Origin of the sequence: Microbacterium atlanticum (assembly GCF_015277815.1) — a bacterium.
Classification (GTDB): Bacteria; Actinomycetota; Actinomycetes; order Actinomycetales; family Microbacteriaceae; genus Microbacterium; species Microbacterium atlanticum.
In genome coordinates, this window is the sequence record NZ_CP063813.1 from 2,616,202 (window position 1) to 2,635,714 (window position 19,513).

Annotated in this window: 20 protein-coding genes; 7 read left to right on the top strand and 13 right to left on the bottom strand. The window is 70.9% G+C overall.

The window, feature by feature from the left end:
- Positions 1–4: 4 nt before the first annotated feature.
- From mobA to IR212_RS12015, 3 genes are read left to right on the top strand one after another with little or no spacing between them, the layout of a single operon-like run.
- A complete protein-coding gene (mobA, locus tag IR212_RS12005) occupies positions 5–640 on the top strand; it encodes a molybdenum cofactor guanylyltransferase (protein WP_194396133.1) in 636 nt (211 codons plus the stop codon).
- On the top strand, positions 637–906 hold the full coding sequence (locus IR212_RS12010) for a DUF6457 domain-containing protein (RefSeq protein WP_194396134.1): 270 nt from the start codon (positions 637–639) through the stop codon (positions 904–906). Before mobA ends, IR212_RS12010 begins: the two co-directional genes overlap by 4 nt.
- Positions 906–1,139, top strand: coding sequence for a MoaD/ThiS family protein (locus IR212_RS12015; RefSeq protein WP_194396135.1), 234 nt, complete (start codon positions 906–908; stop codon positions 1,137–1,139). Before IR212_RS12010 ends, IR212_RS12015 begins: the two co-directional genes overlap by 1 nt.
- A 4-nt stretch (positions 1,140–1,143) precedes the next feature.
- Here IR212_RS12015 and IR212_RS12020 read toward each other — a convergent pair whose 3' ends face one another.
- The 6 genes from IR212_RS12020 to IR212_RS12045 form a co-directional block, all read right to left on the bottom strand.
- The gene (locus IR212_RS12020; RefSeq protein WP_194396136.1) at positions 1,144–1,584 is read right to left on the bottom strand and encodes a molybdenum cofactor biosynthesis protein MoaE; all 441 of its coding nucleotides are present in this window, start codon (positions 1,582–1,584) and stop codon (positions 1,144–1,146) included.
- A complete protein-coding gene (locus tag IR212_RS12025; protein WP_194396137.1) occupies positions 1,584–2,063 on the bottom strand; it encodes a MogA/MoaB family molybdenum cofactor biosynthesis protein in 480 nt (159 codons plus the stop codon). The genes IR212_RS12020 and IR212_RS12025 overlap by 1 nt, the downstream gene beginning before the upstream one ends.
- Before the next feature lie 26 nt (positions 2,064–2,089).
- Positions 2,090–4,546, bottom strand: coding sequence for an FdhF/YdeP family oxidoreductase (locus IR212_RS12030; RefSeq protein WP_194396138.1), 2,457 nt, complete (start codon positions 4,544–4,546; stop codon positions 2,090–2,092).
- Between the two features lie 93 nt (positions 4,547–4,639).
- On the bottom strand, positions 4,640–6,649 hold the full coding sequence (locus tag IR212_RS12035; protein WP_194396139.1) for a helicase HerA-like domain-containing protein: 2,010 nt from the start codon (positions 6,647–6,649) through the stop codon (positions 4,640–4,642).
- Positions 6,650–6,653: 4 nt separating this feature from the next.
- Positions 6,654–7,322: a phosphatase PAP2 family protein gene (locus IR212_RS12040; RefSeq protein ID WP_194396140.1), complete on the bottom strand. Its 669-nt coding sequence runs from the start codon at positions 7,320–7,322 to the stop codon at positions 6,654–6,656.
- A gap of 109 nt (positions 7,323–7,431) precedes the next feature.
- On the bottom strand, positions 7,432–8,826 hold the full coding sequence (locus tag IR212_RS12045) for a multidrug effflux MFS transporter (RefSeq protein ID WP_194396141.1): 1,395 nt from the start codon (positions 8,824–8,826) through the stop codon (positions 7,432–7,434).
- 351 nt (positions 8,827–9,177) lie between these two features.
- Here IR212_RS12045 and IR212_RS12050 point away from each other — a divergent pair, with 351 nt between their 5' ends.
- Both IR212_RS12050 and IR212_RS12055 read left to right on the top strand, forming a co-directional pair.
- Positions 9,178–9,888, top strand: coding sequence for a DUF3105 domain-containing protein (locus IR212_RS12050; RefSeq protein WP_194396142.1), 711 nt, complete (start codon positions 9,178–9,180; stop codon positions 9,886–9,888).
- 8 nt (positions 9,889–9,896) lie between these two features.
- Positions 9,897–10,571, top strand: a complete 675-nt coding sequence (locus IR212_RS12055; RefSeq protein WP_194396143.1) for a DUF305 domain-containing protein — start codon at positions 9,897–9,899, stop codon at positions 10,569–10,571.
- Positions 10,572–10,641: 70 nt separating this feature from the next.
- On the opposite strand, the gene IR212_RS12060 is transcribed toward IR212_RS12055, so the two are convergent.
- The 3 genes from IR212_RS12060 to IR212_RS12070 all read right to left on the bottom strand — a co-directional run bounded on the left by IR212_RS12060 (position 10,642) and on the right by IR212_RS12070 (position 14,051).
- Positions 10,642–11,625: a carbohydrate ABC transporter permease gene (locus IR212_RS12060; RefSeq protein ID WP_194396144.1), complete on the bottom strand. Its 984-nt coding sequence runs from the start codon at positions 11,623–11,625 to the stop codon at positions 10,642–10,644.
- Positions 11,622–12,590, bottom strand: coding sequence for a carbohydrate ABC transporter permease (locus IR212_RS12065; RefSeq protein WP_194396145.1), 969 nt, complete (start codon positions 12,588–12,590; stop codon positions 11,622–11,624). Before IR212_RS12065 ends, IR212_RS12060 begins: the two co-directional genes overlap by 4 nt.
- A gap of 102 nt (positions 12,591–12,692) precedes the next feature.
- On the bottom strand, positions 12,693–14,051 hold the full coding sequence (locus tag IR212_RS12070) for an ABC transporter substrate-binding protein (RefSeq protein ID WP_194396146.1): 1,359 nt from the start codon (positions 14,049–14,051) through the stop codon (positions 12,693–12,695).
- A gap of 240 nt (positions 14,052–14,291) precedes the next feature.
- Here IR212_RS12070 and IR212_RS12075 point away from each other — a divergent pair, with 240 nt between their 5' ends.
- On the top strand, positions 14,292–15,341 hold the full coding sequence (locus IR212_RS12075) for a LacI family DNA-binding transcriptional regulator (RefSeq protein WP_194396147.1): 1,050 nt from the start codon (positions 14,292–14,294) through the stop codon (positions 15,339–15,341).
- Positions 15,342–15,405: 64 nt separating this feature from the next.
- Here the strand turns inward: IR212_RS12075 and rplL are convergent, their stop codons facing one another.
- The 4 genes from rplL to IR212_RS12095 form a co-directional block, all read right to left on the bottom strand.
- The gene (gene rplL / locus IR212_RS12080; RefSeq protein ID WP_141883983.1) at positions 15,406–15,795 is read right to left on the bottom strand and encodes a 50S ribosomal protein L7/L12; all 390 of its coding nucleotides are present in this window, start codon (positions 15,793–15,795) and stop codon (positions 15,406–15,408) included.
- A 42-nt stretch (positions 15,796–15,837) separates the two neighbouring features.
- Positions 15,838–16,353: a 50S ribosomal protein L10 gene (rplJ, locus tag IR212_RS12085; protein ID WP_194396148.1), complete on the bottom strand. Its 516-nt coding sequence runs from the start codon at positions 16,351–16,353 to the stop codon at positions 15,838–15,840.
- Between the two features lie 386 nt (positions 16,354–16,739).
- Positions 16,740–17,726 (bottom strand): hypothetical protein, encoded by a 987-nt coding sequence (locus IR212_RS12090; RefSeq protein ID WP_194396149.1) that lies wholly within the window; start codon positions 17,724–17,726, stop codon positions 16,740–16,742.
- Positions 17,727–17,944: 218 nt separating this feature from the next.
- Positions 17,945–18,580, bottom strand: a complete 636-nt coding sequence (locus IR212_RS12095; protein ID WP_194396150.1) for a VOC family protein — start codon at positions 18,578–18,580, stop codon at positions 17,945–17,947.
- Between the two features lie 264 nt (positions 18,581–18,844).
- On the opposite strand from IR212_RS12095, the gene IR212_RS12100 reads away from it, so the two are divergent.
- Positions 18,845–19,507 (top strand): YqaJ viral recombinase family protein, encoded by a 663-nt coding sequence (locus tag IR212_RS12100; protein WP_194396151.1) that lies wholly within the window; start codon positions 18,845–18,847, stop codon positions 19,505–19,507.
- Positions 19,508–19,513: the final 6 nt, after the last annotated feature.

Below are 19,513 nucleotides of genomic sequence, written 5' to 3' on the forward strand. Positions count from 1 at the left end.
GGCGATGCCCCCCACATCGCCTCGTCTCGGCGCGATCCTGCTCGCGGGCGGTCGTGCGACCCGCCTCGACGGTGCGCAGAAGCCGCTGTTCGAGGTCGGCGGTCGCACGCTGCTCGTGAGCGCGGTGACGGCGGCGACGGATGCCTCGGCCCGGCCGATCACGGTCGTGGCGCCGGTCCTCGACGAGGCCCTGCCGGTGACCTGGGTGCGAGAGGACCCGCCGTTCGGGGGTCCGGCCGCCGCGGTGGTCGCAGCCCTCGACTCGTGGCCGGCGGAGACCGGCCCGGAATGGACGCTCCTGCTCGCATGCGACCTCCCGTCCGCCCGGCCCGCGGTGCGCCGGCTCATGGGCGACATGATGCTCCTCCCCACCGACACCGACGGCCTCTGCCTCGGCGACGGGTCCAGCAGGCCCCAGTGGCTGACCGGCGTCTACCGCACGGGGGCGCTGCGGCACGCGGCATCCGCTCTGCCCGACCGCGGACGCGACCAGCCGCTGCGGTCGCTGGTCGCGGAGCTGGCGATCGCGGTCGTCGCGGCACCGGACGACCTCACCCGCGACGTCGACACGTGGCAGGATCTGGAGGAGGCACGCGCGCGAGCCGACCGCGCGGCGCACGACCGGATGGAGCCGTCATGAGCGAGCAGTCCCGCACTCTCCCGCCCGAAGCCCTCGACGACTGGGCGGCGGCGCTGCGCGAGCGGTTCGGCCTGAGCCAGGCCGACGTCCCGGTCGGCGCGGTGCTCGACCTCGCGCGCGACGTCGCGAACGGCGTCGCGCGCCCGGCCGCTCCGCTCGGCGCGTTCGTCGCGGGCCTCGCGGCGGGGCGGGCAGGCTCCGACCCCGACGAGGTGCGTGCGGCGCTGGCCGCCGTCACCGCGCTGGCGAACAGCTGGGAGCAGTAGTGGCCGTCGTCCGGTACTTCGCCGCAGCGCGGGAGGCGACGGGCCTCGACAGCGAGCGGCGCTCGGAGGCGACGCTCGGCGAGCTGCGTCGAGCGGTGTCGGAGCAGTTCCCCGGGCTCGGCGGGATCCTCCCCCGCTGCGCGGTGCTCGTGGGAGGCTCCCGCGTCGACGACGCGACGTCCCTCGGCGCCGACGACCTCGTCGACGTGCTGCCGCCGTTCGCCGGCGGCTGACCGGTCAGCCGCCGAGGCCGAGCCAGGTGGCGGTGCCGTCGGACTCGACCTGCTTCTTCCACACCGGAAGGTCGGTCTTGATGGTCTCGATGAGCGTGCGGCACACCTCGAAGGCAGTGGCCCGGTGCGCCGAGGCGACCGCGATCACCACCGCGGCGTCCCCGATCCCGAGCGTCCCGACACGGTGCGACACCGCGACCAGCGCCTCCGTCGGTCCGACCGCCGCAGCGGCGAGGTCGTGGAGCGCGGACTCGGCGTCGGGGTGCGCGGAGTACTCGAGGGCGACGACGGCGGTGGCGGCATCCGGATCATGATCGCGGACCCGGCCGACGAACGTCGTCACCGCTCCCATGCGCGGGTCGTCGATCGCCCGCAGGTGCGCGTCGAGGTCGAGGGGCCGGGCGCTGATCGCCGCCACCCGCACGGCGTGCGTCGAGACGGGCATCAGTGATCGCCACCGGTGAGCTGGTCCAGCACGTGACGGGCCACGGACAGCACGACGGGCATGCCGGATGCCACGGCCGCCGGTGACCCGGGAAGGTTCACCACGAGTGCCCCGTGCGGGTCGACGGCTCCGGCGATGCCGCGTGACAGCATGCCGGCGGGCTTCTCGGCCGCGCCGCGGCGGCGCAGCTCCTCGGCGATTCCGGGGATCTCCCGCGTCACCACGCGGGCCGTGCCCTCGGGCGTCTGATCGCGCGGCGAGACGCCCGTGCCGCCGGTCGTGACCACCAGCTTCACGCCGGCGACGATCTCCGCGTTGAGCGCGCGTTCGACGTTGTCGGCGCCGTCGGGCACGACGACGGCGTCGTCGCACGTGAATCCGGCCTCCCGCAGCGCCGCGACCGCGACGGGCCCGCTCTCGTCAGCACGCGCGCCGACGGCCGATCGGTCGGAGAACGTGAGGACGGCGGCGCGGGTCATGGCTCCAGCCTAGGGTCGCGCCCCGGTCAGGGGCGGGCCTCGAGGCGCACGACGACGGACTTGGACGTCGGGGTCCCCGAGACGTCGGCGACCGAGTCGAGCGGCACGAGGACGTTCGTCTCGGGGTAGTAGGCGGCGGCGTTGCCCCGCGGCGTGCGGTAGGCGACGATGCGGAACTCCTCCGCCCTGCGCTCCTCGACCGTGCCGTCCGGCCGCGTCCACTCCGAGACCAGGTCGACGATGTCGTCCTCGGCGAACCCGAGCGCCACGATGTCCTTCTCGTTGACCAGCACCACTCGGCGCCCGCCGCGGATTCCGCGATACCGGTCGTCCTTGCCGTAGATCGTCGTGTTGTACTGATCGTGCGAGCGCAGCGTCTGCAGCAGCAGTCGTCCGCGCGGGATCACCGGGTACACGAGCGGGTTGACCGTGAAGCGGGCTTTGCCGTCGGCGGTCGCGAACCGGCGGGCGTCGCGCGGACCGTTGGGCAGGTGCAGGGTGCGACCCTTGTCGATGCGCTCCTCGTAGTCCTCGAAGCCGGGGATGACCCGCGCGATGTGCGAGCGGATCAGCGCGTAGTCGGCTTCGAGGGCGGCCCAGTCCGCGAGCGGGACGTTGGACGGATGCCCCACACCGGCCGGGTCCGGTCCATCGGTGCGGGCCTCTTCGCGCGGCGAGCGTTCGGGGTAGCCGCGGTCGTGCCGCGTGGCGCCGCCGCCCGCCGGCGGCGCCGCGGGGGCGTCGGGGCGTGCGCCGGATGCTCCGGCGGAGGTCCCGAAGACGAGCGCGCTCAGGCGGGACACGATGGCGACCTCGCTGAGCAGCTCCTCGGACGGCGGCGCCAGCCGCCCGCGCGAGGCGTGCACCGCGCCCATGGAGTCCTCGACGGTGACCCGCTGCTCGCGGCCGCCGCGGCGGTCGCGGTCGGTGCGGCCGAGCGTCGGCAGGATGAGCGCCCGCCGCCCGGTCACGACGTGAGAGCGGTTGAGCTTGGTCGACACCTGCACCGTGAGGCCGACGCGCGCCATGCCCGCCTCGACGACGGCGGTGTCGGGAGTGGCCGAGACGAAATTGCCGCCCATGCCCATGAAGAACCGCACGCGGCCGTCGCGCATCGCCCGGATCGCCTCGACGGTGTCGTAGCCGTGCTCGCGAGGAGCCGCGAAGCCGAACTCGCGGTCGAGGGCGTCGAGGAAGGCGGCGGACGGCTTCTCGTAGATGCCGACGGTGCGGTCGCCCTGCACGTTGGAGTGACCGCGCACGGGGCAGACGCCGGCTCCCGCGCGGCCGATGTTCCCCTGCAGCAGCAGCATGTTCACCACGTCGCGCAGCATCGGCACCGAGTGCTTGTGCTGCGTCAGCCCCATCGCCCAGCAGACGATGGTGGCCTTCGAAGCCCGCACCGCCTCGCCCACGCGTCGCAACGCCTTCTCGGGAAGCCCGGTGGCGGCGACGAACTCGCGCCACGGGGCATCCGTCATCGCCTGACGGTAGGCCTCGAAGCCGCTCGTGTGCGTCGCGATGAACTCCGCGTCCAGAACCCCGCCCTCCGCAGCCTCGGCCTCCAGGAGGTGCTTGCCGATCGCCTGGAAGAGCGCCTGGTCGCCGCCGAGGCGGATCTGCACGAACTCGTCGGCGAGCTTCGTGCCGCCGAAGGCGACCCCGCGCACGGTCTGCGGGTTCTCGAAGCGCATGAGGCCTGCCTCGGGCAGCGGATTCACCGCGATGATGGTGGCCCCGCGCTGCTTGGCCTTCTCGAGCGCCGACAGCATGCGCGGGTGGTTCGTGCCGGGGTTCTGGCCGGCGACGATGAGCAGGTCGGCCTCGTGGATGTCCTCGATCGACACCGTGCCCTTGCCGATGCCGATGGTCTCGGTGAGGGCCGACCCGCTGGACTCATGGCACATGTTCGAGCAGTCGGGGAGATTGTTGGTCCCGATCCCGCGCACGAGCAGCTGGTACAGGAACGCCGCCTCGTTGGAGGTGCGGCCTGACGTGTAGAACACGGCCTCGTCCGGGTCGTCGAGGGACCGGAGCTCGTCGGCGATGAGGCGCAGCGCGTCGTCCCACGAGATCGGCCGATAGTGGGAGGCTCCCTCGTCGAGCATCATCGGATGCGTCAAGCGCCCCTGCTGCCCGAGCCACCAGTCGTCGTGCGCGCGCAGCTCGTCGAGCGAGTGAGAGGCGAAGAACTCCGGCTCGACGCGTCGCAGCGTCGCCTCCTCGGCGACCGCCTTGGCGCCGTTCTCGCAGAACTCCGCGACGTGACGCCGGTCCTCCTCCGGCCAGGCGCAGCCGGGGCAGTCGAAGCCGTCCTTCTGGTTCACCTGCAGCAGGGTCTGCACCGAGCGGGTCACGCCCATCTGCTCGTTGGCCATCTCGAGGGCGTGCAGCACCGCCGGCACGCCCACAGCGACCTTCTTCGGTCGCGTCACGTGCACGCGGGACTCGTCGATGTCAGCGGTCGGGGGCTTCGTCGCCATACCTCCAGGCTATGCCTCCCCGGCTCGGGTGGCGGCATCCGCGCACTCCCGCCACTCCCGCGGTTGGGCGACCCTCGGCGTGCGCGCGCGGCGTCAGCGCCGCCCGGTGCCGAACATCCCGCGAATCACGCCGCCGAGGATCGCCTCGGTGGACTTGGAGTTCAGGATCTGCTCGAGCGGGGACTTCGACGACGACCGCGAGGTGCGCGTGGTGCCGGCGGTCTTCTTGAGCAGCCGCTCGTACTCCCGCTGCGCCTTCTTCTCGGCCGCGGCCTGCTGCTTGTCCATCGCCGCCTTCTGCTTGGCGTACTCGGCATCGGCCTTCGCCTTGGCCAGCGCGGCCTCCTCGGCCGCTGCGGCCTCCTCGGCGGCGCGCATCTTGGCGGTGAGGATCTCGCGCGCGGACTCCCGGTCGATCGCGGTGCCGTACTTCGCCAGAAGCGGCGATGCCTTCACCGCGGCTTCGATGGCCGGGTCCGGTGTGGGCGACATGAGGCCCTGTGGCGCCCGCAGCCGCGTCCACGCCACCGGCGTCGGCGCGCCCTTCTCGCTCATCACGGTGACGATCGCCTCACCCGTGCCGAGTTCCTGCAGCACCCGCTCGAGGTCGTAGCCCGAGGTCGGATACGTGCCCACGGTCGCACGGAGCGCCTTGGCGTCGTCGGGCGTGAACGCACGAAGCGCGTGCTGCACGCGTGACCCGAGCTGGGCCAGCACATCGGAGGGAACGTCCTTGGGCGTCTGCGTCACGAAGAACACGCCGACGCCCTTCGAGCGGATGAGCCGCACCGTCTGCACGATCGCCGCCAGGAAGTCCTTCGACGCATCACGGAACAGCAGGTGCGCCTCGTCGAAGAAGAAGACCAGCTTCGGCTTGTCGGCATCCCCCACCTCGGGGAGCATCTCGAACAGCTCGGCCAGCAGGTACATCAGGAAGGTCGAGAAGAGCTCGGGCTTGTCGATGACGCCGGGAACCTCGAGCAGGCTGATGATCCCCCGTCCGTCGGGTGCCGTGCGGAGGAAATCGGCCACCTCGAACTCGGGCTCGCCGAAGAACACGTCGGCTCCGGCATCCGCGAACGTGATCAGCTCGCGCAGGATGACCCCGGCTGTCGCCGCCGACAGCCCGCCGAGCTCCTTCAGCTCCCCCTTGCCCTCGTCGCTCGTGAGGTGCGTGAGCACGGCTCGCAGGTCGGACAGGTCCACCAGCGCCAGGCCGTTCGCGTCGGCATAGTGGAACACCAGCCCCAGACTCGACTCCTGCGTCGGGTTGAGCCCCAGCACCTTGCTCAGCAGCAGCGGCCCGAACCCCGACACCGTCGCGCGTACAGGGACCCCCTTGCCGATGCCTCCCAGCGCGAAGTACTCGGTGACGGATGCCTCGGGCTTCCAGTCCTGCCCGATCCCGCGGGTGCGCGCGGTGAGCTTCTCGCTGGGCTCGCCGGGCGTCGCCACGCCCGACAGGTCGCCCTTGATGTCGGCGGCGAACACCGGCACGCCCTTGGCGGCGAGCTGCTCGGCGAGACCCTGCAGAGTGCGGGTCTTGCCGGTACCGGTCGCGCCGGCGACGAGCCCGTGCCGGTTCATCATCGCGAGCGGGATCCGGATCTGCGCGTCGGGCATCGGGTCGCCGTTGACCAGCGCCCCGAGGTCGAGGGTGGCACCCTCGAACCGGTAGCCGGCGGTGACCTTCGCGACGTCCTCGGCCTCGAGCGGGCCGGAGGGCCGCGCGTCCGGCCCGGGCGACCCCGACGGCACGGGAGCCGACTCTTCCGCGGCCGCCGTGGGCGAATCCGCCTGCGCCTCCGGCACCTCGGTCTTGACGGGCGCCTCCGCGGGCGCCAGAGGTTCGGACGGCTCCTCGGCCGGATCAGGTGGCACTGCCGGGGCGGGCGCCTGCGCAGCGCCGCCGGCGACGCGCGCCTTCGCGGCAGCTGCCTCCGCGGCGGCGAGCGCAGCTCTGGCCTGCGCCGCCTGCAACTGCGCCTCGGCCGCCTCGGCCTCCGCCCGCAGGCGGGCGAGCTCCGCCTCGGCGGCGACGACGGCCGGGTCGGTCGCGGACGATGCGGTCGCGGGCGATTCGGGCGCGTCGGCGGCGGTCATGCGCTCAGCCTAGCGACGCGCGTTTCGCCCCGGCATCCGACCATTCCTTCGCCATCGGGACGGCGAACGCGGCGGCCACCATCAGCGCCGTCCCGGCTCCGATCATCGCGCCGCCGACGGTGTCGCTCAGCCAATGGGCGTGGAGGTACGTGCGGCTGAACGCCATCAGGACGACCCACCCGGCACCGACCAGGGAAACCCAGACGCGGGGGAAGACCACCCACGCCGCGACGGCGATGGTCGCCGCGTTGGCCACGTGCCCTGACGGGTACGACCCGTAGTCGGCGACGACGACGATGTCCTCCGGACGGACCCTGCCGAACAGGTGCTTGAGCACCTGCACACCGCCCGCCGACACCGCCTCGGCGGCGAGGAAGAACGCCGCCGCCCACGGTCGCCGCAGCAGCACGAGCACGAGAGCGCCGCCCAGCGGCACCACCAGCACTGCGACCCACCCGCCGCCGACCCAGTCCATGAAGTGCGCGAACGCACTGACGACCGGGTTGAACGCGTCGGCCACGAGCGCGTTCCACCAGAGGTCGATCGCGAACGGCTCGTCGCCCGTGCTGAAGACCCACCATCCGAGCAGGCACGACAGCACCACGAGACTGCCGCCCACCACGAGGTAGGCGACCACCGGTACCGCGACCCGCCGCTGCGCCGACGTCGTCATCGCCCCATTCTGCCGGGGCGGCGCGGCCGCAGTCACCCTCTCGCCCTGTTCGAGCCCGGAATGCTATGGTGCCGTGCCCCGGGCCGCAGCTATCGGCGCCCGTGCGGGGTCACGGGGCGAGCCGCTCCACCGTCCGCGGGCGCACGATCAGCCACAGGGCGAGCACGCCGATCACGGCGCATCCGACCATGACCGATGCCATCGTGGTCGCCGTGATGCCGGCGTCGCGGGCCAGCCAGCCGACGAGCGGCGAGATGACCCCGGCGACGCCGAAGTTGGTGGCGCCGATGATCGACTGCGCCGTGCCCGCCGCCCTGCCGTGCCGATCCAGCGCGAGCACCTGCACGCACGGGAATGTGAACCCGCACGCGGTCATGAACGCGAAGAGCGGCACGATGGTGCCCCAGAGGCCGAGGCCGAGCTGGTCGGTGACGACGATGGCGGATGCCGCGACGACGAGCACGGCGGTCGACCAGGCCATGACCCACTGCGGACCGAAGCGGGCGGCCAGGCGCGACGCCGTCTGCACGCCCACGACCACGCCGAGCGAGTTGGCCGCGAACAGCAGACCGTACTGCTGGGCGTTGAAGCCGTACTCCTGCTGGAACAGGAACGACGAGCTCGACAGATACGAGAACAGTCCCGAGAACGTCATGCCGCCGATGATCAGCACGCCGATGAAGACACGGTCTCGGAACACGCTGCGGTAGCGCTGCCACACCGTCGTCGCGCCCTTCTCGTGCCGGCGCGCGGGCGGGAGCGTCTCGGGCAGGTAGACCACCGCCGAGACGAGCATCACCGCGCCGTAGACGGCGAGCACGACGAAGATGCCGCGCCACGGCATGACGGCGAGCAGGGCCGATCCGACCAGCGGCGCGAGCACCGGCGCCACCCCGGTGACCAGCGCCAACCGTGAGAGCATCACGACCAGCCGCCTGCCGCCGAACAGGTCGCGCACGATGGCCGCCGCGACCACGCCGCCCGCGGCGGCGCCCGCACCCTGGAGCACCCGCGCGACCGAGAGCAGCTCGAGTGTCGGCGCGAGCGCGGCGGCGGTGCTGGCGAGGACGTGGACGGCGGTCACCGAGAGCAGCGGCACCCGCCGGCCCACCTTGTCGCTGAGCGGGCCCACGATGAGCTGGCCGAGCGCGAATCCGACCATCGTCCCCGTCAGGGTGAGCTGGATGGCCGCCGCTGTGGTGTCGAAGTCCGCCTCGAGCACGGGGAAGGCCGGCAGATACAGGTCGATCGTGAACGGGCCGAGCGCCGTCAGCGCGCCCAGCAGGACGATGTAGAGCACTCGGCGCCGGTGCGGGATGGAGTCGCCGGGGTGCAGGACGATCGGCGCGGTCGCCGGGTTGCTGCCGAGTGTGCGGATGGCGCCCGTCGATGTCGCATGCGGCTTCGGCGGCGTGGCGGCCTGGCTGCGGCCGTCGTCGAGGCGGTGGTCGGCGACGGTGCGGTCTTCGGGGTTGTGGACGGGGATGGTGGCGGTGTCGAGCAACAGCGTTTCGTTTCGTGGCGGATCGTCCGTGGTCGGGCGGACGGCAGAGTCGCCGCCCGCAAGAGCGTGCGGCGAAGGGGAGGAGAAGGGGTCGAATCGCTTACGCGGATGCCGATCTGCTGCACCCGCGGACCATCGAGGTCGAATCGATTCGAGATCCCATGCTACCGGACGACGCCGGGGCACCCGCAAGCGCTCTCCCGCTGCGCGGGCATGGCCGGCGCTGTCGGCGCCTTCCCAGGGCGTGACACATGCGCTCGCATAGGATGAGCACGACCCGTCGTCTTCTCGCTCAGCGGCGTGAGCCGGGCGCCCCCGACCCCTGTTCATCGATTGGCAGAGATCAGAGCAATGACCCCGTCCCCCGCCGACAGGCGCAAGAGCGGCAATCCCGCGACGCAGGCGCAGATCGACCTCACCGTCAAGCAGCAGCGCGAGCAGAAGCGGCAGGAGAAGCTCGCGGAGTACCAGCGCCAGCTCGCGAAGCGTCGCCGCAGCAAGCTCGTGTGGTGGATCGTCGGCGCTACGGCCGCCGTGCTGGTGGTGGCGGCCATCGTGGCGTCGATCGTCTTCGCGCCCGCCCCCGCGCCGTCGTACGACAGGGGCGACAGCGACGGCAGCGGCATCGAGGGCCTCGAGACGTTCGAGAACACGGCGAGCCATGTCGACACGGCGGTCGACTACGAGCAGACGCCTCCGGCCGGCGGCGATCACAACGCGATCTGGCTGAACTGCGGCGTGTACACGCAGCCGGTGCCGAACGAGAACGCCGTCCACTCCCTCGAACACGGCGCGGTCTGGGTCACCTACGACCCGGCTCAGGTCTCGGACGACGACATCGCGGCGCTCGAGGCGCAGCTGCCCTCCACGTACACCGTGCTGTCTCCCTATGAGGGCATGGACTCCCCGATCGCGGTGAGCGCGTGGAACGCGCAGCTCAAGGTCGACGAGGCCGACGACGAGCGCATCGAGCAGTTCATCCGGGCCTACTGGCGCAGCACCAACGCTCCCGAGCCGAACGCCGCGTGCACCGGCGCGTACGACGCGCCCGGCAAGAAGTAGGCCTCGACGTGTCGGACGACGTCCCGGCCGGGCCGTCCCGCCGCTGGTTCGTCATCGTCGTCGCGCTCGTCCTGATCGGCGCGCTCGGATTCGCCGTCGGGCGGTTCTCGACGTTCGGCGTCGCCCAGAGCGCCGCCGCCCCCGGCACCGCCTCCCCCGAGGCCGGCTTCTCGCGGGACATGCAGGTCCACCACGCGCAGGCGATCCAGATGGCGATGGAGATCTATCGCAAGACGGAGGACGACGAGCTGCGCGTGCTCTCGTACGACATCGCGACCGGTCAGGCCGGCCAGCGCGGCGAGATGTACGACTGGCTGGTGCAGTGGGGTCTCCCGCAGACCGGCGGACCCACGATGCAGTGGATGGAGGCCTCATCGGTCGACCACGCCCACGGCTCGACGGCGGGCGAGGCGATGAGCGAGGACGAGGCGCACGCGGCGATGGGGATGGCCTCCGCCGAGGAGCTCGCCGCGCTCGAGGCGGCGAGCGGTCAGGAAGCCGACTGCCTCTTCCTCGAGCTGATGATCCGCCATCACGAAGGCGCGATCCCCATGGCCGAGGCGCTGCTGGAGCTCGGCAGCGATCCGCGCGCGCTGCAGGTCGCCGAGGCGATCCAGTCCGGCCAGACGTCCGAGATCGACGCCATGCGGTCGATCCAGCAGCGCCTCGGCTGCAGCGCCTGACCCACGACAGCGGACAGCCGGATGCCGCGGGCATGCGCTCTGCGCCGGCCCGCGGCATCCGTGATCCGGCTCAGCCCTTCGTGCTTCCTGCCAGCAGGCCCCTGACGAAGAACCGCTGAAGCGAGAAGAACACCACCAGTGGCACGACCAGCGACACGAACGCGCCGGCCGTGAGGCGCTGCCAGTCCTGACCGCGGGAGCCGACCATCTCGGCCAAGCGCTGCGTGAGCGGCGCCACGTCCTGCGTCCCTCCCGAGAAGATGAGGGCGACGAGCAGGTCGTTCCACACCCAGAGGAACTGGAAGATCGCCACCGACGCGATCGCCGGCGTCGCCAGCGGCAGCACCACCCGGAAGAAGGTCTGGCTGTGGCTGGCGCCGTCGACACGAGCCGCCTCGATGACCTCCCCCGGGATCTCCGAGATGAAGTTGTGCAGCAGGAAGATCGTCAGCGGCAGCGCGAAGATCGTGTGCGCGATCCACAGGGGCAGGTAGTTCTGCACCGGGATGATCGGTATCACGTCGTGCAGCCACTCCTGGCCGGGACGGAGCCAGATCGCGAAGGTCTGCAGCAGCGGCACCAGCGCCATCTGGATGGGCACGATCTGCAGCGCGAAGATGAAGATGAAGAGCCAGTTCGAGAACCGGAACTTCATCCACGCGAACGCGTACGCCGCCATCGACGCGAACACGATCGGGAAGATCGTCGCAGGGATCGCGATCGCCAGCGAGTTGACGAAGTAGGCCCCCAGCTGCGGCGACGACTGCGAGGGCGAGAAGAGCACATCGCGGTAGTTGTCCAGCGTGAAGCCCGGGTTCTGGAAGATCGTCCACCAGCCGGTCGTCTGGATCAGCTCGGCCGGCCGGAACGACGAGATGAAGAGCCCGAACGTCGGGATCGTCCACAGCACCGCGATGATCAGCGCGGCGACCGTCGCTACCGGAGAGGTGAGGCGCTTCTTCGCGCGAGCGGCCGGACGGGTGTCTGCGGCGGCTTCGCGGTAGGCGTCCGGGCCGCCTTCGATCGGAAGGTCGACGGGGGCGACGCTGCTCATCGGATCTCCCTCTGCTTGCGGAGCACGTTGACGTTGTAGATGACGATCGGCAGCACGAGCACGAACAGGATGACGGCCAGTGCCGACCCCCTGCCGACCTCGCTCGCCCGGAACGCCTGCACGTACATCTCGTTGGCCACGACGCTGGTGTTGAAGTTACCGCCGGTCATGGTGCGGACGATGTCGAACACCTTCAAGGTCGCGATCGAGATCGTCGTCAGGACGACGACCAGCGAACCGCGGATTCCCGGCACCGTGACGTTCGTGAACCGCTGCCACGGGTTCGTGCCGTCCAGCTGCGCGGCCTCGATCTGCTCCGTCGGGATGCCCTTGATGGCGGCACTCAGCACCACCATCGCGAAGCCGGTCTGGATCCAGATCATGACCACGATGAGGAGAACGGTGTTGATCGGGTCGGTCTGCATCCACTGCACCGGATCGCCCCCGAAGGCGACGACGAGTGCGTTGAGCAGGCCGATCTGCTCTCGGCCCTCGGCGCGGTACTCGTAGACGAACCGCCAGATGATGCCGGCGCCGACGAACGAGATCGCCATCGGCATGAACACCAGCGCCTTGTAGTACTTCTCCCCGCGGGACTTGTCGATCCACACGGCGTACGCGAGCCCGAGCATCGTGGAGAAGGTGGGCACCAGAAGCACCCACACGACGGTGTTGATGAGGGTGCGGATGGCGGCGGGCTGCGTGAACATCCACACGAAGTTGGCCCACGTGAAGTTGCCCGAGCTGTCGAGGAACGCCAGGCCGGTGGTGCGGATGGCGGGCCACACCAGCCCGATGGCCAGGAGGACGACGGCCGGCAGCAGGAACCACGTGAGCTGCCAGTAGTCACGGCCCTTCTTGGGTCCGCGCCCCATCAGGAAGATCAGGATCCCGATGATGGCGGCGAAGACCACCAGACCCATGACCACCTGGAGGATCTTGCCGATCAGATCGCCAGTTGTCATCGATACGCCTCTCTTGCTTCGTTGCGAAAAGCGCGCCGAGGAGCGCGGGGGTGAGAACCGGTGCGACCGGGGCGGGCAGCGCCCGCCCCGGTCGCACGTGGGTCAGCTGGCGGGCCAGCTGGCCTCGATCTCGTCGACCACGGTCTGGGTGCTCGCTCCGCCCACCCATTCCACGATGCCCTGCCAGAAGGAGGCCGCACCGACCGCTCCCGGCATGAGGTCCGAGCCGTCGAAGCGGAACTCGGTGTCCTCGCTCTGCAGGATCTCGATGGACTGCTCGAGCAGCGGGCTGGAAGCCACGCTCGGGTCGAGCCCCTTGTTGGCGCTGATGACGCCGCCGAGGCTCACGCGGTTGTTGGCCCACAGGTCGCTGGAGAGGTAGGCGCGCACGGCCTCCACCTCTTCGGCGTCGCGGAACGCCACCGGGAACTCGCCGCCGCCGGTGACGGCCTGCGGGTCGTCGGCGCTGACCGGCGGGAGCAGGAACGCGTACACCGTGCCGTCGGGGGCCACGGTGTTCTCGTCGCCGCCCTCGGGGTTCCAGAATGTCTCGTAGAACGACGCCTGGTGGTGCAGCGAGCACTCGCCGTCGAGGATCGGCAGACCGGCGGTCTGGAACGCCTCGCTGATCTGGGTCGAGACGTCTCCGATGCCGCCGTTGACCATGTCCTCGTTCTTGAGGTACTCACCGACTGAGTCGAACGCCTCGATCACCTCGGGAGAGTTGAACGGGACCTCGTGGGTGACCCACTGGTCGTAGAACTCGGGACCGGCCTGGCGCAGGACGAAGTCCTCGATCCAGTCCGTGCCCGGCCAGCCCGTCGCCTCGCCGGACTCCAGGCCCACGCACCACGGCTTGTGCCCGGACTCGGCGGCGATCGTCTCGGAGAGCTCGGTCAGCTCGTCGAGCGTCGTCGGGATCTCCCAGCCGTTCTCCTCGAACTCCGACGGCGAGTACCAGACGTACCCCTTGATGCTGGCCATGAGGGGCGCGGCCCAGACGGTGCCGTCGACGGTCGCGTACTCCTTCCAGATCGGGTCCCAGAACTCGTCGATGTTGTCGATCACCGGCTGCGACGCCGGCACCAGCCAGCCGCCGGCGGCCAGCCGCTGCAGTAGGCCGGGCTGGGGCACGATGCCGATATCCGGCGCGTTGCCGCCCTCGGCGAGCACGGCGATCTGCGCCTCGAACTCGCTCGAGCCCTGGTAGTCGATGTTGATGCCGGTGCAGCTGGCGAAGTCGCTCCACGACTCCACGAGCCGATCGGCCTCGAGATCGAGGATCGTGCCGCCGATCGTGACATTGGCGTCCTCGAACGTGCCGTACTGCTCATAGTCCGAGCAGTCGGCGTCGCCGCCGCCGCCCTCCTCTATGTCTCCGGTGCAGCCTGCCAGCGCCAGCGCGGCAATGCCGACGCCTGCTGCCATCGCGATCGCGCGACCGCGTCTGCGAATCCTCATTCGTCCTCCTCGTCGAGCCGCGGAGCGTCCAGCCTCGGACTCCGCGTCGTGGTGTTCGGGAACCGATTCCATGCTCACGCTAGGGGATCGCGCACGGCACGCACAATCGATCCGGGTCACAACTCGGTAAAGTCCAGCGGCCGGGCTGGTGGCGGTGCTCGGCCCACGGCACAATGACCCCTGGAACCGGTTCCAGATTTTGCACTGTCGGCGGCGTCGCCGGAGTACGAGGAGGACCCGATGGCGGGCATTGCGGACGTCGCCCGGGTGGCGGGCGTCTCGAAGTCGACGGCCTCACGGGCACTGACCGGATCGGGCTACGTCTCGGAGGCCACGCGTGCGCGGGTGCGGGATGCCGCCACCGCGCTCGGGTACGTGCCGACCACCAGCGCGGTGAGTCTCGTGACCGGTCGCACGCAGACCGTGGGCGTGGTCATGCCCTCGCTGGACCGCTGGTTCTTCGCTCAGGTCCTCGAGGGCATCCAGGATGCCCTCCTCGAACGGCGGTACGACCTCGCGCTGTACGGAGCGCCGCCCGAGTCGTCGGCGCGTCGCGACATGTTCGAGCACTTCCTGGCGCGCAAGCGGTTCGACGGCCTGATCGCGGTGGGGCTCGAGCCGAGCGCTCACGAGCTCGAGCGCCTGGTGGCCTTCGGCAAGCCCGTCGTCGCCGTGGGCGGGTACGACATCGGCACGAACGCCGTGACGATCGACGACCGGGCGGCGGGCCGCATCGCCACCGATCACCTCATCGGACTCGGACACCGCGAGATCGCCTTCCTCGGCGGCGACCCCGACGGGCGACGGACGAGCTTCGGCGACGGCCGGCGACTGAAGGGCTACCGGGCGGCGATGCGCGACGCGGGCCTCGACGCCCATGCGCGACACATCCACTCCGAAGTCACGCTGCCCGGCGGCTACAGCGCCGCGGTCGAGCTGCTCGGCGACCGGCGCACCCGCCCGACCGCGGTCGTCGGGGTCTGCGACGAGGTCGCTGTCGGCGCGATCATCGCCGCCCGCCGGCTCGGCATCCGCGTCCCGGAGCGGCTCAGCGTCGTGGGCATCGACGACCACGCCTACGCCGAGATGTTCTCGCTCACGACGCTGCAGCAGCGGCCGCACCAGCAGGGGCGCGCGGCCGTGCAGCTGCTGATGTGGCAGCTCGACGACCCCGGCGCGCCCACCCACCGGCTGCGCGAGTCCGCACCGCTCGTCGTGCGCAACTCCACCGCCCCCGTCGACGACGAGGCATCGGCGGTCATCGGCGTGCATCCGCTCGGGAGCACCTGACCCCGCGGACGACGAAGGCCCCGAATGCCGAGCATCCGGGGCCTTCGCTTCGCGAAAGGCGAGATTACTTGAGGGTAACCGTCGCGCCGGCCTCCTGAAGGGCGGCCTGAGCCTTCTCGGCGGTCTCCTTGTTGGCGCCCTCGAGGACGGCCTTCGGAGCACCGTCGACGACGGCCTTCGCCTCACCGAGGCCGAGCGAGGTGAGCTCGCGGACGACCTTGATGACCTGGATCTTCTTGTCGCCGGCGGCCTCGAGGATGACGTCGAACGAGTCCTTCTCCTCGGCCTCCTCGGCGGGGGCACCACCGGCGGGAGCGCCGGCAGCGGCCACGGCCACGGGGGCGGCGGCGGTGACGTCGAAGGTCTCCTCGAACGCCTTGACGAACTCGCTGAGCTCGATGAGCGTGAGCTCCTTGAACGCGTCGAGCAGCTCCTCAGTGCTGAGCTTTGCCATGATGATTCTCCTTGATTGGGGTTTTGCTTAGCCGGGGCCGGTTCAGGCCGCGGACTCCTGCTTCTCGCGCAGTGCGTCGACCGTGCGAACGGCCTTCGACGGCAGTGCGTTGAAGACGTAGGCCGCCTTGGTCATCGAGGCCTTCATCGCGCCGGCGAGCTTCGCCAGCAGGACTTCACGGCTCTCGAGGTCGGCGAGCTTGTTGACCTCGTCCGCGCTCAGGGGGTTTCCGTCGAAGAAGCCGCCCTTGATCACGAGAAGAGGGTGTGCCTTGGCGAAGGCGCGCAGACCCTTCGCGACGGCGACCGGGTCACCGTGCACGAACGCCACGGCAGACGGACCCTTGAGGTCGTCGTCCAGCGACGTGATCCCCGCGTTGTTCGCGGCGATCTTGGTCAGCGTGTTCTTCACCACGGCGTACTCCGCGTCCTGACGGATGCTGTTGCGCAGCTCCTTGAGCTGCGCAACCGTCAGACCGCGGTACTCGGTCAGCAGAACGGCGGTCGAGTCCTCGAAGTGCTTCGTGAGCTCGGCGACCGATGCTTCCTTCTGCGCCATGGCCACTCCTTGTGTGTACGAGACGCTCCGCGGTGGCGGGGCGCCGGCCGGAGGCATCCGCTCACCTGATCTCGTCACGCAATGAAAAAAGCTCCGGCGCAAGCGCACGGAGCATGATCCCGGAGAATCGTTCGTGACACCTGCGCGGGCCCCTGCATCTGCAGTGCTTCGATCTCGCACGCTTTCGCGCACGTCGATGACCGGCGGTCTTCGGCTCACTCAAGGGTAAGCGATGCCCCGCCCTCCGCCAAATCGGGCCGATCGCGTCCGTCTCTGTCGCGCCGGGACGCTCATCTCCCGAGCGCACGGCTTGTTGTCGAGGGAACGGCTTGGCGGCCGCCGTCAGGCGTGCGTTCGACGCGAGGTCGTGCACTCGCAGGCCACGGTCAGCCGAGCGGCCGGATGCCGAAGGCATCGAGCCGCATGCCGAGCGCCCGGGCGGTTCCGATGTGCTCGTCGCCCCAGCGCGCGAAGCCGCTCTGGGTTGTTCCCCGTACCCAGTCCTCGCGCATCTTCTCGCGCAGCAGGATCGCCTCCATGGAGAGCCCGCGTCGCAGCGCCTCGTCGACGTACTTCCCTTTGCCGTCGAACTCACCGAACGCACCGCACTCGGTGAACCGGAAGTCCAGGAAGAAGTCCCGCCCGTCGGGTCCAGGCACCGGCACCTGCAGCGCCGGGCGACGGAAGCCGAGCCGCGCGATCTGCAGCCTGCTCACGCTCTCACCCGGCGACTCCGAGCGACCGTCGGCGAAGTCGCCGATGCGACGAGCGTGCCGGATGCCGCGGGCGCCGGTCGCGGCATCCGTTCGCGTCTCCCATGCCCGCCGCCACGACTCGACCGCATCCAGATCCCACTCCCGTCCGCGCGCCGCCATCGCCCTCTCCGCCGCGTCTGCGATCACGAGCGCCGGCTCGACCGGGAGCGTCCGCGCGACGTCGAAGACCGTGCGCGCCAGCGAGGTCACGCGGAGTCCCTCGCGGAGGACGACGTCTTCCGCGGGCAGCGGCGCGACATGGCGGAAGACGTCCGCACCGCTCGAGATCCGCGCGCCGGGCGTCGTCGTCAGGTGCACGCGGGCGGGCCGGAGCCGGTACAGCGGAAGGCCCCACACCACGGCGGCCGACTCGTGCGAGACGACCCCCGACCCGCTGCTGTCCCGCATGACCGCCAGCACGTGCGCGAGATGCTGCGCCTCCGGCCAGAGCGCGTCGTACTCGTCGGACTCGATGAACCACCCCCGGCGGACGAGGCGAAGCCGCCTCGCGCCGACAGCGTCGCGGATGCCGCGGTCCGTCCATCCCTCGTCGACCAGCGCGCGACGCGACCGGACGGCCGGGCCCAGTTCGGCGAGGGAGGCAAGACGACGGGGCATGTGCGATTGTGTGTTCCGCCGCCGGCTTCCGTGCGCGGATGCCTCGCATCTGCGGAGGACTCGCCGGCACCTTCTCCTGTGGAGGAGGCGCGCCACCCACGGGCCCGCCGGCTTTCCGCGCGTGAGTGCACGACGTGCGCCCGAGCGCACGGGCTGCCGCCATCGGTACGTCGTGCTCTCGTCGGCAGGTCGTGCGCTCGCGCGCTCGCGCGGAGGAGTCAAAACCGCCAGGGGCAGAGGTCGACCTTGTGGCCGTCCGCGTCTGCCAGGGTCCACCACTCCGGCGCGTGGGAGTCGTCGGCGATCGTGCCGCCGGCCGCGAGCGCCGCCGCGAGGCGCTTCTCGATGACGTCGCGGGGCGCGTTGACGTCGAGGTGCGATCGCCCGCGGATCGGACGCGTGACGGGCTGGAACCAGATCAGCGGCCCGCGCCCGTCGCGATCGAACAAGACGCCGTCGCGCACCTCGCGAAACCCTGTCACCGCCTTCCAGAACGGCAGGACCGCCGACGGGTCCGGCGTGGCGACGGCCAGCATCAGATCCTGCATCCGGTCGGTCTCGGCGGCGAGGTCGAGCTCCCGCGCCGCCTCCGAGATGCGGGCGGCCAATTCGGCATCCTTGGCGGTCAGCCCGCCCGCCGAGTGCGTGAACAGGCGCACGCGCACCGCGGAGTAGCGCACATCGACGTCGGGATGGTGGTCGGATGCCTCGGCCAGTTCGGCGATCGCGGCGAACAGCTGCGCGCCCACCTCGAAGCTGCCGGTGCGGAACAAGGCGAACGCGCCGGTCACCCGCGGATGCCAGTCCTCGACTCCGGGGAAGGCTCGGAACTCGGCGCTGGTGATGGTGTCCATGCCCCCGACGATGCCACTCCAGGACTCTCGCGCAACCCCTTCGGCGCCCGCCCGATCCGGCGCCCCCTCCTCCCGACCCCTGGGCCGGCGCACCGAGTGCACGGCTCCGCAACGAGAGCACGGCTCATCGCCGCCGGCAGGCCGTGCGCTCGGCTGCAGGCCGTGCACTCGGGGCGCATCCCGGGGGCGCCGGGGCACATGCGGTGGCACTCGGGGCAGGGTGTCGCGGCGGCGGATGTCGAAGCGGCGGCGTACGGTTGATCCGTGACACCCGAGCTCGCCGCCCGCATCGTCGCGGACTCCCGCGACCGGGTCGCCTGGGTGCGCGCGCGGTCCCGCGGGATCACCGCGACCGATGTCGCGACGCTGACCTCCGAGAAGGCCATCGGCCGCGCGGCCGACGCGAAGCTCATGGGCTCGGGGTTCTCGGGCAACGCCTACACCGCGCACGGGCGCGCCCGCGAGCCGGAGATCGCCGCGTGGGTGGCTGCCACGCACGGCATCCGTCCGTCGTCGGCCCTCTTCCACGCCGTGGTCGAGAAGCGCCACCTGGCCACCCCCGACGGCATCGCCGTCGACGGGGCGGGGCGCATCATGCTCGCCGAGATCAAGACGACGAACAAGGCGTGGCGCAGCATCCCCCGCTCGTACCTGCGCCAAGTGTGGTGGCAGCAGCACGTGCTCGGCGCCGAGCGCACGCTCGTCGCGTGGGAGCAGCACGACGGCTTCGTGCCGGTCGACGACGAGCCGCGCTGTGCCTGGGTCGACCGGGACGAAACCGAGATCGCCAAGCTCGTGCGCCTGGCGACCGCGCTCATCGACGAGCTCTACCTGCGCACGATGCGCTCGCGGCGCAGCGATGAGCGGATGCCGCACCGCGCGGCTTCGCCCCGCGAGCCGTTCCGCGCGCTCGCCCTCGCCGACTGAGTCGCC

What these genes read in the sequence shown, in the direction of transcription:
- mobA (WP_194396133.1), top strand. Translation starts at nt 5, where the DNA reads ATGCCCCCCACATCGCCTCGTCTCGGCGCGATCCTGCTCGCGGGCGGT.
- IR212_RS12010 (WP_194396134.1), top strand. Translation starts at nt 637, where the DNA reads ATGAGCGAGCAGTCCCGCACTCTCCCGCCCGAAGCCCTCGACGACTGG.
- IR212_RS12020 (WP_194396136.1), bottom strand. Translation starts at nt 1,584, where the DNA reads ATGCCCGTCTCGACGCACGCCGTGCGGGTGGCGGCGATCAGCGCCCGG.
- IR212_RS12025 (WP_194396137.1), bottom strand. Translation starts at nt 2,063, where the DNA reads ATGACCCGCGCCGCCGTCCTCACGTTCTCCGACCGATCGGCCGTCGGC.
- IR212_RS12030 (WP_194396138.1), bottom strand. Translation starts at nt 4,546, where the DNA reads ATGGCGACGAAGCCCCCGACCGCTGACATCGACGAGTCCCGCGTGCAC.
- IR212_RS12035 (WP_194396139.1), bottom strand. Translation starts at nt 6,649, where the DNA reads ATGACCGCCGCCGACGCGCCCGAATCGCCCGCGACCGCATCGTCCGCG.
- IR212_RS12040 (WP_194396140.1), bottom strand. Translation starts at nt 7,322, where the DNA reads ATGACGACGTCGGCGCAGCGGCGGGTCGCGGTACCGGTGGTCGCCTAC.
- IR212_RS12050 (WP_194396142.1), top strand. Translation starts at nt 9,178, where the DNA reads ATGACCCCGTCCCCCGCCGACAGGCGCAAGAGCGGCAATCCCGCGACG.
- IR212_RS12060 (WP_194396144.1), bottom strand. Translation starts at nt 11,625, where the DNA reads ATGAGCAGCGTCGCCCCCGTCGACCTTCCGATCGAAGGCGGCCCGGAC.
- IR212_RS12065 (WP_194396145.1), bottom strand. Translation starts at nt 12,590, where the DNA reads ATGACAACTGGCGATCTGATCGGCAAGATCCTCCAGGTGGTCATGGGT.
- IR212_RS12070 (WP_194396146.1), bottom strand. Translation starts at nt 14,051, where the DNA reads ATGAGGATTCGCAGACGCGGTCGCGCGATCGCGATGGCAGCAGGCGTC.
- IR212_RS12075 (WP_194396147.1), top strand. Translation starts at nt 14,292, where the DNA reads ATGGCGGGCATTGCGGACGTCGCCCGGGTGGCGGGCGTCTCGAAGTCG.
- rplL (WP_141883983.1), bottom strand. Translation starts at nt 15,795, where the DNA reads ATGGCAAAGCTCAGCACTGAGGAGCTGCTCGACGCGTTCAAGGAGCTC.
- rplJ (WP_194396148.1), bottom strand. Translation starts at nt 16,353, where the DNA reads ATGGCGCAGAAGGAAGCATCGGTCGCCGAGCTCACGAAGCACTTCGAG.
- IR212_RS12090 (WP_194396149.1), bottom strand. Translation starts at nt 17,726, where the DNA reads ATGCCCCGTCGTCTTGCCTCCCTCGCCGAACTGGGCCCGGCCGTCCGG.
- IR212_RS12095 (WP_194396150.1), bottom strand. Translation starts at nt 18,580, where the DNA reads ATGGACACCATCACCAGCGCCGAGTTCCGAGCCTTCCCCGGAGTCGAG.